Raw genomic sequence first — 15,103 nt, forward strand, 5'->3', positions numbered from 1 at the left:
AGAAATGACACGAACTAAAAGGGCACCCGACTTACTTCGAGATTCTCTTGTTCTCCCCACGCCGCCTGACTGCTACGCTAAAAACAGCTACTAGCCGTTTTCTTTACGTTTGCCCCTATACGAGTAAAGAAAATGAAAGTAATATACTATAAATAAGATTGTTAGATTAAAATAGTGCGAAAATTTTGAAATTATACTTTATGAAGGTTATATCATAGAAATCACGTTAACATTACTATACTTTCTTGCAATTAATCCCGAACAACATTCTACGCTATTATTTTGAGCTCAAACAAGAGTGGCGTCTAAATACTAGAAATATATTGTTTAATTATTACAGTTAAAAAATTAACATTATTGTAAAATTAAAGAGAAAAATACTTGAGCATATAAAACAAATAATTGAAAATATCAAGATCCTTAAAAATAATATATTATTGAATATCAATTTTTTACATAAAATTATCTTTTTAATAAAAAGGTTTTACCGTAATAATTTAAAGTAATGCCCGTAATAATTTAAAAATTAACATATTTTTTCACCCCAAACCGTTCATCTTTTTTAGATTTAGCATGAACAAAGTAGCCCCTCTTCGATTAAACCCCCAAATTACCCATTTTTTATTAACTTAATCTATGTTTAAAATGAAACAGACAGATGTTTACATTGCTGAGGTGCAGTCTATTTTCCCTAAATCTTATGATGCCGTTTATTTTGCAGATCGAGTTTATCCTAAAGAAATTTACGGAGAACGAACCAACCAACTAGCAAAACGATTGGCAAGCTCCTTTGGAGTGCAAAAAAGACCTAGCGTATTAGACTTTGATGCTTACCCTAATGTACTTCTAAAGCAAGAAAAAGATCATCCTAGAAAATGGGGTGTATCTATCATTGACAAATTAACCAAATATGTTGACAAAGACGAAATTGGAATGTTCAATCTCAGTTATAATGCGACTTATCACACTGATATTCTTCCAAATCTTGCCTGTCAAATTGCATTGGATGCAGAATTGAAAGAATTAGATACTACAGAAGAACTCCCTTATTATGGATGTGCTGCTGGCATCTATTCTTTAAGCGATGCGATTGAATATTGTAAACATTTTGATAGACCAGCGATTGTTTTCGTTTTTGACCAATGTACCGTTAAAATGACCCCATTAGCTGCTGATGATGAGGATTTCAGTAAAACACTAGTTTCCAATCTTTTATTTAATGATGGAGGTATTGGAATACTAGTTATCCCTGAAAGAATGAAGAAGAGATTCAATCATCCGGTAATGAAGGTGGCAGACACTGCAAAATACCATACCCCTGGGGGTCTCATAAAAATGAAAAACGGGAAATTTATGATGGATACCCAATTGAAAGATGTGGTACCTAAGCTCGTTTCAGAAAAACTAATCAAGCCCTTTATGAAAAAAAATAAAGTGGAGATTGCTGATATAGAAGAATGGTCTATCCATCAAGGAGGCACTAAGGTAATTAAACAATTTACACGAGAAGATCACCTTGGGCTACCAGAAACCAAAATCAAACCATCTATAGATGCCTTTTATAAGTATGGCAATACCAGTGCTCCCAGTTGCCTTTATGTACTGGAATCTTTTTTCAATAAAAAAGAGACTGTCTCCATAGGTACTAAAGGTTTATTAATTGGTTTTGGTGCCGGATATTATATGGCTGCATTAAAATATTCTTGGAAGTAGATTTAGCTTTTAAAGTATAAGTTTAAATCTAAAAAATAATAGCTAGTCAAGGTTTTATGTTTTTTTCACAAGCTTTTTACTTGCTTTAAAATTAACTAAGAAGACAAGTTCAGGAATATTTATAATGAATAAAAAAGAGGATATCAACTATTGATATCCTCTTTTGATGTTGTAATCCTATAATTTCTACTTATTGTATACTTAAGTTCAATGAAAAAATAGACAATTGATCCGCATTACCAGAACCTGTTAAACGTTGCCCCCAAATCTCAATGAAATCTCCAGGGTCCATCTCTACAGTTCCTACAATTGCCAAACTATTTACATCTGATGAATTATTAACTCGCATCAATGTATTTGTTTCAACTAATGAGGTGGTTCCATTTTTCACAATTAAAAACGCAAAATACTTACCTACAGAATTGGCATTACCAAGTACAGACAAAGAAGCATTTACTTGAAAAATTCTTCTTTTACTACCTTCATAAGTAATTCTATTTGAGGTGGCAGAAGAAGTTCTAAACATGTTAACCGCAGTAGTGGTGTTTGAACCTCCGATTCCTGTTAGATTAAAAGGAGTTGTATTACTATTTAGAACTGTTTGATTAAATCCCGTAACAATATTACCGTTATAATAAATATTAGCAGAAGCAGAAGCATCTCTTTCTACCGGTATTCCGCTGCAATTAACGGTCCAATCTGTTGTAAAGCTAAACCCTGGATACGTTCCTGTGGTATACCCATTCACGGGCGTACCTGCTCCTGAAAAAGTAACGGTTTCCAAAGATGCACTTTCATTAATAGTAGGGTTAGAACTCAAATCAAACCCTGTTTCTCCGGCATCTACTACTACAAAACCACTGGACTGTGTAATCAGATCAAAAGTACCCGTAAAAGTCTGCATAGTTCCAGAATTGGTAGCTAACCAACCTAAATTATCCAGTAATAAAGAATCAATATCTGTAAATGTTACTCCGTTAGTAAAACCAGCAAACTGAATAATGGACATAAAGACCAAAGTGGCGTCTGAGATAGTTCCTACTGTTCCAGGGCCCGCAAATACACAACTTTGCATAACTAATCTTTCTGTTGCGGTTGCATTCATGGTAAGGTTAAACATGGAATTGCCTCCTGCTGCAGCAGTCAAACTTCGAATAGAACCTCCCGTATTACCTGTAAACAATGCCCCACCCGTTGTATTTACCAACACATCATTTGAAACATCATTTCCTGTTAAATACGCATTATTAAGCTCAATTGGAAAGTCAAAAAGGATGGTTCCATTAAATTCATATAAAGTATTTGCATCTAATACATAAGTGGTGCCGCTTCCAGCAGCCAATTCATCTGCTAAAACAGTAGCCAGAACATCACCACTCTTAATAAGTTTATAATTATCTCTACTTACCGTTCCGTCTATTATTTCTTCCCAAGAAGCACCATCAAAATAGAAGAAAGCATCTAGATCTGTATCAAAAACTATTAACCCTTTGGCTGGAGAAACAATAGCTCCTCTTTGCGTGGTAGTCATTCTAGGAGCTAACAACCCTTGGGTGCTAGAGGTAATATCCAAAACAGCAGAGGCGTCTGGTGTAGTTGTACCAATACCCACTTGGGCATTTACTTGAAAAGTGACCGTTGACATTAACGCCAAAAAAAGCACATACGCGGTTCTTAACTTCTTTACATACATAATTAAGTAGGTTTTAAAGGTTAATTCAGGGGGCTAAACAATATATTCTTGATTTATCTTACAAATTAAATCAAGCACAAAGTAAATACTTTTCTGTAATATACCAAAAAATTAAGCTTACGAAGATTTTTTAAGTTCAATAACCGTTATTTCTGGCCAGATACCAACTCTTCCAGGAAAAGCCAGAAAACCAAACCCTCTATTTACATTTATGTATTGACCCAGTTCCTCGTATATTCCAGCCCAATACTTGTAACGCCATTTTACAGGACTCCATTTAATCCATCCAGGGATTTCAATACCAAACTGCATACCATGTGTATGACCACTGAGGGTTAGGTGGTAATGGTAATCATGATTTATCACCTCATGCTGCCAATGTGAAGGGTCATGACTCATTAGTATTTTAAAGTCATCTTTATCAATATTCTTAGATGCCAGCGTTAAATCACCAGCCTTCTTAAATCCGCCAGCACCCCAATTTTCCACCCCAACTAGGGCAATACGCTGTCCATCTTTCTCCAAAAACCTACTTTCATTTAATAACAGCTCAAAACCAATATCCTTTTGAATTTGTTTAAGTTCCTCTAGGTTTTCTTTTTTTGCTTCTTCTGTATCCCAATCTACGTAATCTCCGTAATCATGATTTCCTAAAACAGAAAACTTTCCGTCTTTTGCTTCAAGTCTACCAAAAGTATCTTTCCATGGTATCATTTCAAATGCATAATTATTCACCATGTCTCCTGTAAAAAGAATCGTGTCACTTGCTTCTTTATTTATAAGGTCAATAGCATATTCAATTTTACTTTTATTATCAAAACTTCCAGAGTGGATATCACTTATTTGGGTAATTTTATAGCCATCAAAAGCTTTTGGCAAATCATCAAATTCCATAGTATATCTCAATACTCTAAAATTATATTTCCCTTTATACATTCCATATAATAATGATGCAAAAGGAATTGCAGCGATTCCTAAGGCAATAACACTCACAAACTTTCTTCTTGAAGGAATATCAAAAGATTCTTCTGCCTTAAAAAACTTATTATAAAAACCAGCTCCTGTTCTATAAATATCTTCACCTAATACAAATGGAAGTATGGAAAGTTTTAGCGTCATCAATGTGATTAAAAAACCAAAAGCATAACTTTTAGCCGGTGTCAAAACTCTTCCTGCATCATTTGAAATAACAAACTGTAAAATAAAATTACCAACTACAATTACAGAAACTGCAATGTATACGTAATGTACCCACTGGTTTTTGGTAAGTGTTTTAACCGCTTGAAAGGCGTACCAATCTATAATGGAATAAATAAAAATGAAGGTGGTCCAACGCAACATGAGACTCTAGCTATTTTTAGTAAAATTAAACATAAAAAACCCGTAAACTAAAGCTTTAGGCATTTATTAACGATTGTGAATCTTTCTAAATTGTAGGAGAAAGCATTATTTAGCAAGGGTCTAGTCTCAAAGTTGTTATTAAATTTTCAGAAGGAGTAGAAACTTTGTAGTTTTGAAATTCTGTTAGTGCCGATAGCTCAATTGTAAACTTTCAAACTATTTCATGTCACAAAAAAGACTTTTTTTACTCGATGCTTATGCTCTGATTTTTAGAGGATATTATGCTTTTATTAAAAATCCCAGAATTAACTCTAAGGGAATGGACACTTCGGCCATTATGGGCTTCATGAATTCTCTTTTGGATGTAATTAAAAGAGAGAGACCAGATCATCTAGCGGTTGCATTTGATAAAGATGGAAGCGAGGCACGCCTGGAAATGTTTGAAGCTTATAAAGCAAACAGAGATGAAACACCCGAAGCTATAAAAATAGCCATACCAATTATTCAAGACATCCTTAAAGCAATGCATATACCCTGTATTGAAAAACCAGGTTATGAAGCGGATGATATTATTGGAACCCTTGCAAAGCAAGCAGAAAAACAAGGATATAAAATCTATATGGTAACTCCAGACAAAGATTTTGCACAGTTGGTTTCTGAAAACATCTTTATGTATCGTCCTGCTAGAATGGGTAACGGAATTGAAATTTGGGGCGTAAAAGAAGTACAACAAAAATTTGAAATAGAACACCCTGAGCAGGTAATTGATTTCTTGGGAATGATGGGAGATTCTGTGGATAATATTCCAGGGCTTCCAGGAGTAGGCGAAAAGACTGCAAAAAAATTTTTGAAAGAATACGGCAGTATGGAAAACCTTTTAGCAAATACAGATCAGCTAAAAGGTAAAATGAAAGAAAAGGTAGAAGCCAACAAAGAGCTAGGGTTACTATCTAAGAAACTGGCGCGCATTATGCTAGATGTTCCTGTTACTTTTCACGAAGAGGATTACGAGTTAAATACGCCAGACCTTGAGAAGGTACAGGAAATTTTTCAAGAGTTAGAGTTTAGAAGACTCTCTGAAAATCTCAAAAAAACGTTTGAAATTGAATCTCCAGAAAATATTTCTGAAAATGGCACAAAAAATAATGCAGGCACTAAAGAAACACAAGGTCAATTTGACCTTTTTGGAGCTCCCCCATCTGAAGCTTCTGCCACTAATGAGACTGGATTAAAAACTATTGAAAACACAGCTCATTTTTATCAATTGGTAAAAACCCCGCTTGCAAGAAAAATATTGATAAAACAGTTATTAACACAAAACAGTGTTTGTTTTGACACAGAAACTACCAGTTTAAAAAGCTTGGAAGCTTCCCTAGTTGGAATTGCTTTTTCATGGCAGGAAGGTAAAGGGTATTATGTGCCATTTTCAGAAAATCAAGAAGAAACTATTGAGGTTTTGAATGAATTCAAACCTTTTTTTCTCTCTGAAAAAATTGAGAAAATAGGACAAAACTTAAAATATGATATTAAAGTTCTTTCTAACTATAATATTCAAGTAAAAGGAAAGTTATTTGACACCATGATTGCCCATTACCTCATCAATCCAGACATGAGGCACAACATGGATATTTTGGCAGAAACCTATCTTTCTTACAGTCCTGTACCTATTGAATCATTAATTGGTAAAAAAGGTAAAAATCAAGCATCTATGAGAACGGTTTCCCAAAAAGATCAATGCGAATACGCTGTGGAAGATGCAGATATTACCTTGCAACTAAAAAGAACCTTTGAAAAAGAATTACCTAAAAGAAATGCAATCAACCTTTTTGAAAAAATTGAAGCTCCTCTGGTGAGCGTGCTGGCAGCAATGGAAATTGAAGGCATTAACCTAAACGTGGAATTCTTAAACTCCTTATCTTCTGAATTAACTTCTGATATTAAAAAATTGGAAGCCGCTGTTTTTGAGCAAGCCGGAGAAGAATTTAACCTTGCTTCACCAAAACAATTGGGCCCAATTCTCTTTGATAAACTTAAACTGGTTGATAAGCCTAAAAAAACCAAAACAGGACAGTATTCCACCGCAGAAGATGTTCTTTCTTATCTAGCTAAAGATCATCAAATAATTGCTGATATTTTACAATGGCGTCAATTAAATAAACTTCAAAACACCTATGTTAATGCCTTACCTAATGAAGTGAACAAAAAAACGGGGCGCATTCATACGGTGTATAGCCAAGCCGTAGCTGCTACTGGAAGATTAAGCAGTAATAATCCCAATCTACAAAACATTCCAATAAGAACTGAGAGAGGCCAACAAGTACGTAAAGCCTTTATTCCCCGAAACAAAGATTATGTTTTACTAGCTGCAGATTACTCTCAGATAGAATTGAGAATTATAGCAGCATTGAGTGAAGAAGAAACCATGATTCAGGCTTTTAAGAATGGTGAAGATATTCACGCATCTACAGCTGCAAAAGTTTTTAATGTGCCACTTGAAGAAGTTACTCGTGAACAAAGAGGTAATGCAAAAACAGTTAATTTTGGTATTATATATGGAGTTTCTGCATTCGGACTTAGTAATCAAACTACCCTATCCAGAAGCGAATCTAAAGACCTTATTGAAACCTATTATAAAACATACCCCAAATTAAGAGCCTACATCAACAACCAAATACATTTTGCACAAGATCATGGCTACGTTGAAACAATTCTTGGACGAAGAAGATACCTTCCAGATATTAATTCACGAAATCAAGTAGTACGAGGTGGCGCCGAAAGAAATGCTGTAAATGCACCTATACAAGGAAGTGCAGCCGATATCATTAAAATAGCAATGATTGATATTCACCAAAAACTTTTGAACGGAAATTTCAAAACAAAAATGCTATTACAAGTGCATGATGAATTGGTTTTTGATGCTTATAAAGAAGAACTTGACACCATTCAGCCAATGATTAAACAAGCTATGGAAAATGCGTATAAATTATCGGTTCCCTTAGATGTTGAAATAGGAATTGGTGAAAACTGGCTGGAAGCACACTAGTCCTTTACTAAAATTAAAAAGTGTAAGGCTATTCGTGGTTTTTAGCAGGAAAATATCTAAAATTCTTGGTGTTACAATTACAAACACCTTTGATCTTTAGCATTTTCATTGGCTTAAAAAATATCTTTTTAAAAAATTAACTGGCACTCTATCTAACTTCTTATTGATGGTATTCTTACCCTTGTTTTCTTTAAAAATTAAACATCAAAGTTTCAAAACTAAAAAAATAATAGTGTAGTAAAAACCAATAATTTAGAGGCATTAAATTATTCTAAAACCCTGTTTGTTATTGTAGATAATAATTGTACATTTGCACCCCGCTATCCGATGGCTCTCCATTGGTAGGGAAAGGAATGTTTAATAATTAAAAAAAGTTAGTGTGGACACATTAAGCTACAAAACGGTTTCTGCGAATAAAGCTACTGTAAATAAACAGTGGGTTTTGGTAGATGCCGAAGGACAGACGTTAGGCCGTCTAGCCACTAGAATAGCAAAGCTACTTAGAGGTAAATACAAGCCTGATTTTACGCCGCACGTTGACTGTGGAGATAACGTAGTTGTTATCAACGCAGAAAAGATTAACCTTACTGGTAACAAATGGGACTCTAAGGAGTACATTCGTCACACAGGTTATCCTGGCGGTCAACGATTTACTACAGTTAAAGACCTTCTTGAAAGAGATGCTTCTAAAATTGTAGAAAAAGCAGTAAAAGGAATGCTTCCAAAAAATAAATTGGGTGCAGAACTTTTTAGAAATTTAAAAGTATATGTTGGTGCTGAGCATAAGCAGGAAGCACAAAAGCCAACAGCTATTAACTTAAACGATCTTAAGTAAATGGAAGTAATTCACAAAATTGGCAGAAGAAAAACTGCAGTTGCAAGAGTATATATGGCTCCTGGAAATGGAAACATTACCATAAACAAAAGAGAGTTGCAAGCATACTTTACTACAGGCACTTTACAGTACAAAGTAAAACAACCTCTAACTCTTACTGATAATGCAGAGAACTATGACATTAAAGTAAATGTTTATGGAGGAGGTATAACAGGACAAGCAGAAGCAATTCGTTTAGCAATTTCAAGAGCTTTATGCGAAATTGACGCAGAGTACAGAATAACGCTTAAACCGGAAGGTTTACTTACAAGAGACCCAAGAATGGTTGAACGTAAGAAATTCGGACAAAAGAAAGCGCGTAAGAAATTCCAATTCTCAAAACGTTAATATTACTAGGTATTTTATACCATGTTCATTTATTATTGAATTTAAAAATCAGTTGTCGTTGTTTCGCTCAGCGAAAACTAGTTTAGCATCCAAATGTTGAAGGCTCCTTATAAATAAGGTACCACTTTAACATTGCTAATCTCAACGGAACGTAAACTATTACAAAAATGGCAAACAATATAGAAGTAAAAGATTTACTTGAAGCAGGTGTACATTTTGGACACCTTACCAGAAAGTGGAATCCTAATATGGCTCCTTACATCTACATGGAGCGCAACGGGATTCACGTTATTAACCTATACAAAACGGCTGCTAAAATAAAAGAAGCCAATGAAGCGCTTAAAAAAATAGCAGGTTCTGGTAGAAAAATTCTTTTCGTTGCAACCAAAAAGCAGGCAAAAGATATCGTTGCAGAAAAAGCTTCCGCAGCAAATATGCCTTACATCACAGAAAGATGGCCTGGTGGTATGCTTACCAATTTTGTCACTATTAGAAAAGCGGTTAAGAAAATGACCTCTATTGACAAAATGAAAAAGGATGGTACTTTTGATACGCTTTCTAAAAAAGAAAAATTACAAGTAGATCGTCTTAGAGCAAAACTTGAGAAGAACTTAGGTTCCATTTCAGACATGACTCGCCTTCCTGGAGCGTTGTTTATTGTAGACACCATGCGGGAACATATTGCAGTTAAAGAAGCACAAAAATTAAACATTCCTATTTTTGCGATGGTTGACACAAATTCAGATCCTAGAGATGTGGATTATGTTATTCCATCAAATGATGATGCTTCTAAATCAATTGAAAGTATACTTACTTATGTTACTGCAGCTGTAACCGAAGGATTAAGCGAAAGAAAAGCAGAAAAAGACAACGACGCAAAACAAAAAGCAGCAGCGGCAGCTGAAAAGAAAGCAGCCGAAGAAGCGCCAAAAGTGGAAGCGACTCCAAAAGCAGAAGAGGCAGCAAAACCTATCGCAGAAGATGCAAAGGCCACTTCAACTGAAGAAAAAGAAACTAAATAGTAACATTTTCCTAAAATTTGTTCCATCAGAAAGCTGGTTGTTAGTTTTCTAAGAACACATTTTATTAAAAACAGACACAAAATGGCAAATATAACCGCCGCAGATGTAAATAAATTAAGAAAATCTACCGGAGCCGGAATGATGGACTGCAAGAAGGCATTAGTAGAAGCAGAAGGTGATTTTGAAAAAGCAATTGAAATTCTTCGTAAGAAGGGTCAAAAAGTAGCTGCAAAAAGAGCAGATCGTGATTCTTCTGAAGGAGCTGTTATCGCAAAAGTAAATGATGCTAGTAACAAAGGGGTTATTATATCACTAAACTGTGAAACAGATTTTGTAGCTAAAAATGAAGATTTTGTTAATTTGGCAAATTCTTTGGCAGATTTAGCTTTAAATTATGAAAGTCTTGACGCTTTTCTTGCAGCCGATTTTAATGGAATTCCTGTTTCTGAAAAGCTTACAGAGCAAACTGGTATTATAGGTGAAAAGATTGAAATTGGAGCCTTTGAAACTTTGGAGGCACCTTTTATAGGTTCTTACATTCACGCTGGTAATAAAATTGCTACCCTAACTGGACTTTCAGCGAAAGTAGATGGTGCAGAAGAAGCCGCAAAAAATGTTTCCATGCAGGCAGCTGCTATGAATCCTGTAGCGCTTAATGAAGATGGAGTTTCACAAGATGTGATTAATAAAGAAATAGAGATTGCAAAAGATCAACTTAGAGCAGAAGGTAAACCTGAGGCTATGTTAGACAACATTTCAAAAGGAAAAATCAAACGCTTTTTCAAAGATAATACTTTGGTAAACCAAGATTATATTAAAGACAGTAAGCAAAGTGTTGCCGCCTACGTTAAATCAGTAGAAGCAAACCTTACGGTTACAGGTTTTAAAAGAGTAGCTCTTGGTTAAATTATAACGAGCATATTTTCTTCAAAGGGGCTATCTTCCAGATAGTCCCTTTTTTTTTGTTAAATGGGTGCTTTCTTTATCCAAACAGATTAATCCTCTAACTATTCAAACACCCATAAATTATTTTCATTAATTTTGCGCCAAATAAAAAAGTTAACAAAACTTAGATTCAAGCCTTTTCAAATGCAATACAAAAGAATACTTCTTAAATTAAGTGGTGAAGCTCTCATGGGAGATCGTCAATATGGTATAGACCCTAAAAGGCTTGCCGAATATGCAAAAGAAATCAAAAAGGTAGTAGATCTTGGAGTGCAAGTTGCTATTGTAATTGGAGGAGGAAATATTTTTAGAGGAGTCGCTGGGGCTAGTAATGGTATGGATCGTGTACAAGGCGACCATATGGGAATGCTTGCTACCATCATCAATGGTCTAGCATTACAAAGTGCCTTGGAAGATGCCGGTATGGAAACACGTTTACAGTCTGCCATCAAAATTAACGAAGTCTCTGAGCCTTTTATCAGACGAAGGGCTATGCGCCATCTTGAAAAAGGAAGAGTAGTGATATTTGGAGGTGGCACTGGTAATCCTTATTTTACAACAGATTCAGCAGCCGTATTAAGAGCAATAGAAATTGGTGCTGATGTAATTTTAAAAGGTACTAGAGTAGATGGTATTTATTCATCCGATCCTGAAAAAGATATTTCAGCAACTAAATTTGATTATATCACTTTTGAAGATGTATTGAAGAAAGGGCTCAAGGTAATGGACACTACTGCTTTTACTTTAAGTCAGGAAAATGAATTACCTATTATTGTTTTTGACATGAATAAAGGAGGAAATCTCACAAAAGTGGTAAAAGGAGAAAAGATAGGTACCAAAGTAAATATTTAACTAAAGAAACTAATATTAATTGGTCTAGTTTTTGATTACTATTATTTTATATTAAAGACATATTCTATGAACGAAGAAATTGAATTTGTATTAGATAGCACAAAAGAATCTATGAATGGTGCTATAAGTCATCTTGAAAAAGCATTTGTAAATATCCGCGCAGGAAAAGCAAATCCCTCCATGTTAGGAAGTGTATATGTAGATTATTATGGGTCTCAAACTCCGCTGGGTCAAGTGGCAAATGTAAATACTCCAGATGCAAGAACCATTTCAGTTCAGCCATGGGAAAAGTCAATGCTTCAAACTATTGAAAAAGCAATCATGGTGGCTAATCTTGGCTTTAACCCAATGAATAATGGAGAAATGATTATCATCAATGTTCCACCACTAACCGAAGAAAGACGTAAAGATCTAGTAAAACAAGCTAAAGGAGAAGCTGAAGACGCCAAGGTAAGTATTAGAAATGCTAGACAAGAAGCTAATAAAGAACTTAAAAAACTAGATATTTCTGAAGATCTTTTAAAAAATGCTGAAGTAGATGTGCAAGAATTAACAGACTTACATAGTAAAAAAGTGGAAGATTTACTTGCACTTAAAGAAAAAGAAATCATGACCATCTAGGTAAACTTTTCAAAACAAAAGCGACTTTTTTAAGGTCGCTTTTGTTTTTTGTGTCATTAGAAGTTGCTCTTCTAGCATCCTTAATTTATGTGTAAAACCTTTATTGCTTTTTTACTTCTTTTGTCTACTTCTACTTATGCCCAGACAAGCATTCAGGGGAAAGTAAAAGATGCCAATACTAAGACACCAATACCTTTTGCAACCATACTTTTATCTTCTAATTCAAGCACCATTACCCATGCCAATGGTAGCTTTCAGATGGTATTAGAAAAACCTTCTAACTTTTTTACGGTTAAATACGCAGGCTATAATTCTATTAAAATCCCTATACTGAAAAATCAAAACTATTACACCATTGAACTAAAGCCCAAAAAAGAAAATTTAGGTTCAAATTTAATAGATAATACAAGCGATTTTGCAAAGGATCTCATTCAAAAAACGATAGCTCTTAAAAAAAAGAATGACCCACTGTTTGCGTTACGTAGTTTTCGCTATAAAATGTATAATAAACTTCATATTACTGCCAATCCAGATTCTATTGTTTCTGCCCCCGATTCCATTTTTATCAGAAAAAAAGGAAAATGGAAACTTGAACGTATTGACTCTTCCAACATCATTTTAAAAAAACAATTGCGTAAATCACATCTTTATTTGAGTGAAAAAGTGTCAGAAGTGCGATTCAATAAATCTAAAGGCTTTCAAGAGTACGTTACTGCCTCTCGTATGTCTGGATTTGAAAAACCCGTAAACGAGCTTTTTACACTACAACTACAATCATTTTCTATATACGCCAACACCTATACAATAATGGGAAATGATTATAAAGCACCCTTGGCAAAAAATGCTTTAAAAACCTACAACTATAAGATTTTAGATACGGTTAAGAACAACAGTAGAGAAGCATACATTATATACTTTTCACCAAAAAAGAAAAAGGTTAAGAAAGCAATTCAAGGACTTATTTATCTGGACAAAGCAAGTTTAGCAGTTCAGAAAGGAGTTATAGAAATCAATTCAACTATAGATGTATCTGCTATTGAAAATTTTAGATATATAGAAGAGGAAAAAATTTGGTTTCCAATAGAAAAAGAGATTAAGGTTCAAAAAGGACCTAATTCTGATCAAATTTCATTGTTTGGAAATACCATTAATCTGGAAAAGAGAAATAAGTCTATGAACGACTCTATTTCTTTAAGTACGAATGAAAAGAAAGTATCAGATTATGCGCAGTTAATTTCTAAAGAAAACTATTTTGATCTAACACTTAACCCAAAAATGAATTTTCGTGGCAAAGGGATTGATATTGTTCTTGATGATCAAATTACTTCACGAAGTGAAGAATTCTGGAATTTATACAGACAAGACAGTATTACCAAAAGAGATAGAGAAACCTATGTCTTTCTTGACAGTCTGAGTAAGTCAAGAAAAGTGGAAAATAAACTAAGCCTGATCCGAAAGCTCACACAGGGTTATTTGGGTACAAAATTCATTGATTTTGATTTAAGATATCTCATTAAATACAATAATTATGAAGGTTTTAAGCCAGGAGTTGGTGCAATTACCAATAATAACTTTTCAAAAAAGTTTAGATTGAGCGCATATGGGTTATACGGATTTAAAGACAAAGATTTTAAATATGGCCTTGGAGCAGAAGTGCGGCTTGACAGATTTAGTGATACATGGGCAGGGTTTATGTTTACAGATGACCTTACAGAAACCGGGAGTGAAGGCTTTATAACAGACGGACGTGCTTTTTATGTTTTTGAACCACGACTTTTTAACATCACCTTATTTCACAAAAATAAAACCCTTAGCCCCTTTATCAAACACGATATTACATCTGCCTTAACTGCTAAAATTCAAGTAAACAAAAGTGACATAGCACCTACATTTGATTACCTTTTTTTCAACAGGGGGCAATTGTTCAATAATTACAAAATCGCTTCGTTACAAATGGCATTGCATTGGACACCTGCTAATAAATTTATCGTGTCTGATGCAGGAAAAAAGATCTTCAAAAAGAGTTATCCTCAATTTACCGTTCAATTCACTAAAGGTTTTCAGAATTTTCTAGATGCTGATTTTAGTTTTTCTAAGCTTAACTTTCGTGGTATCTATGAATTTTCTCCCCTTAACGGAACAAGTACCTCCTTTTTATTTAGAGCAGGAATTGCCTGGGGAGACCTTCCTATTACAGAACTTTATCATGTCTCCCCAAATAATCCAGATGACTCTGCCATCTTAAGAAGATTTGCTGTGGCTGATAGCAATAGTTTTGAGACTATGTTTTTTAATGAATTTTTTTCAGATAAATACCTCTCTTTTCAAGTACGCCATAAGCTAAAACGCTTTCATATCTCTAATAAATTTAAACCCCAATTAGTGATGGTTTCTCGCTTTGCGATTGGAGATGCATCCTCACAAGACAAACATCTGAATTTTAATTTTAACACGTTAGAACAAGGGTATTATGAAAGCGGATTTGAAGTTAACCAATTATTTAAAGGTTTTGGTATTAGTACATTTTATAGATATGGCCCTTATGGGCTTAAGGGCTTTGATCAAAACTTCTCATTTAAGTTTACTTTTAATTTTAGTTTAGGATTTTAGGCTTCCTCATTGGCATTTTCTACCTTTGCGCAGAATTTTTT

At 34.4% G+C, this 15,103-nt stretch carries 11 protein-coding genes; 9 read left to right on the forward strand and 2 right to left on the reverse strand.

Annotated features, from left to right (window positions below; translation table 11 throughout):
* Positions 1-645 precede the first annotated feature (645 nt).
* Positions 646-1,713 carry a 3-oxoacyl-[acyl-carrier-protein] synthase III C-terminal domain-containing protein gene (locus tag WBG07_RS08830; protein ID WP_340200453.1) on the forward strand — a complete coding sequence of 356 codons (1,068 nt, stop codon included), beginning with the start codon at positions 646-648 and terminating at the stop codon, positions 1,711-1,713.
* Positions 1,714-1,903: 190 nt separating this feature from the next.
* On the opposite strand, the gene WBG07_RS08835 is transcribed toward WBG07_RS08830, so the two are convergent.
* Together WBG07_RS08835 and WBG07_RS08840 are read right to left on the reverse strand one after the other, a co-directional pair.
* Positions 1,904-3,406 (reverse strand): autotransporter outer membrane beta-barrel domain-containing protein, encoded by a 1,503-nt coding sequence (locus WBG07_RS08835; RefSeq protein WP_340200455.1) that lies wholly within the window; start codon positions 3,404-3,406, stop codon positions 1,904-1,906.
* A 117-nt stretch (positions 3,407-3,523) separates the two neighbouring features.
* Positions 3,524-4,747 (reverse strand): metallophosphoesterase, encoded by a 1,224-nt coding sequence (locus tag WBG07_RS08840; protein WP_340200456.1) that lies wholly within the window; start codon positions 4,745-4,747, stop codon positions 3,524-3,526.
* Between the two features lie 223 nt (positions 4,748-4,970).
* Between WBG07_RS08840 and polA the strand changes: the two genes are divergently transcribed.
* From polA to WBG07_RS08880, 8 genes are all read left to right on the forward strand, one after another.
* Positions 4,971-7,790: a DNA polymerase I gene (gene polA / locus WBG07_RS08845; RefSeq protein WP_340200457.1), complete on the forward strand. Its 2,820-nt coding sequence runs from the start codon at positions 4,971-4,973 to the stop codon at positions 7,788-7,790.
* Between the two features lie 379 nt (positions 7,791-8,169).
* Positions 8,170-8,625 (forward strand): 50S ribosomal protein L13, encoded by a 456-nt coding sequence (gene rplM / locus WBG07_RS08850; protein WP_340200459.1) that lies wholly within the window; start codon positions 8,170-8,172, stop codon positions 8,623-8,625.
* Positions 8,626-9,012 carry a 30S ribosomal protein S9 gene (rpsI, locus tag WBG07_RS08855; protein ID WP_340200461.1) on the forward strand — a complete coding sequence of 129 codons (387 nt, stop codon included), beginning with the start codon at positions 8,626-8,628 and terminating at the stop codon, positions 9,010-9,012.
* A 167-nt stretch (positions 9,013-9,179) separates the two neighbouring features.
* Positions 9,180-10,034 carry a 30S ribosomal protein S2 gene (gene rpsB / locus WBG07_RS08860; protein ID WP_340200463.1) on the forward strand — a complete coding sequence of 285 codons (855 nt, stop codon included), beginning with the start codon at positions 9,180-9,182 and terminating at the stop codon, positions 10,032-10,034.
* An 81-nt stretch (positions 10,035-10,115) separates the two neighbouring features.
* Positions 10,116-10,940 (forward strand): translation elongation factor Ts, encoded by an 825-nt coding sequence (tsf, locus tag WBG07_RS08865; protein ID WP_340200465.1) that lies wholly within the window; start codon positions 10,116-10,118, stop codon positions 10,938-10,940.
* Positions 10,941-11,123: 183 nt separating this feature from the next.
* Positions 11,124-11,831, forward strand: coding sequence for a UMP kinase (gene pyrH / locus WBG07_RS08870; protein WP_340200468.1), 708 nt, complete (start codon positions 11,124-11,126; stop codon positions 11,829-11,831).
* A 66-nt stretch (positions 11,832-11,897) separates the two neighbouring features.
* A complete protein-coding gene (gene frr, locus WBG07_RS08875; protein ID WP_340200470.1) occupies positions 11,898-12,452 on the forward strand; it encodes a ribosome recycling factor in 555 nt (184 codons plus the stop codon).
* 87 nt (positions 12,453-12,539) lie between these two features.
* Complete coding sequence (locus WBG07_RS08880) at positions 12,540-15,062, forward strand: DUF5686 family protein (RefSeq protein WP_340200472.1); 2,523 nt, start codon at positions 12,540-12,542, stop codon at positions 15,060-15,062.
* Positions 15,063-15,103: the final 41 nt, after the last annotated feature.

This window comes from Ascidiimonas meishanensis (assembly GCF_037782385.1).
GTDB classification, from domain to species: domain Bacteria; phylum Bacteroidota; class Bacteroidia; order Flavobacteriales; family Flavobacteriaceae; genus Ascidiimonas; species Ascidiimonas meishanensis.

What these genes read in the sequence shown, in the direction of transcription:
- WBG07_RS08830 (WP_340200453.1), top strand. Translation starts at nt 646, where the DNA reads ATGAAACAGACAGATGTTTACATTGCTGAGGTGCAGTCTATTTTCCCT.
- WBG07_RS08835 (WP_340200455.1), bottom strand. Translation starts at nt 3,406, where the DNA reads ATGTATGTAAAGAAGTTAAGAACCGCGTATGTGCTTTTTTTGGCGTTA.
- WBG07_RS08840 (WP_340200456.1), bottom strand. Translation starts at nt 4,747, where the DNA reads ATGTTGCGTTGGACCACCTTCATTTTTATTTATTCCATTATAGATTGG.
- polA (WP_340200457.1), top strand. Translation starts at nt 4,971, where the DNA reads ATGTCACAAAAAAGACTTTTTTTACTCGATGCTTATGCTCTGATTTTT.
- rpsI (WP_340200461.1), top strand. Translation starts at nt 8,626, where the DNA reads ATGGAAGTAATTCACAAAATTGGCAGAAGAAAAACTGCAGTTGCAAGA.
- rpsB (WP_340200463.1), top strand. Translation starts at nt 9,180, where the DNA reads ATGGCAAACAATATAGAAGTAAAAGATTTACTTGAAGCAGGTGTACAT.
- tsf (WP_340200465.1), top strand. Translation starts at nt 10,116, where the DNA reads ATGGCAAATATAACCGCCGCAGATGTAAATAAATTAAGAAAATCTACC.
- pyrH (WP_340200468.1), top strand. Translation starts at nt 11,124, where the DNA reads ATGCAATACAAAAGAATACTTCTTAAATTAAGTGGTGAAGCTCTCATG.
- frr (WP_340200470.1), top strand. Translation starts at nt 11,898, where the DNA reads ATGAACGAAGAAATTGAATTTGTATTAGATAGCACAAAAGAATCTATG.
- WBG07_RS08880 (WP_340200472.1), top strand. Translation starts at nt 12,540, where the DNA reads ATGTGTAAAACCTTTATTGCTTTTTTACTTCTTTTGTCTACTTCTACT.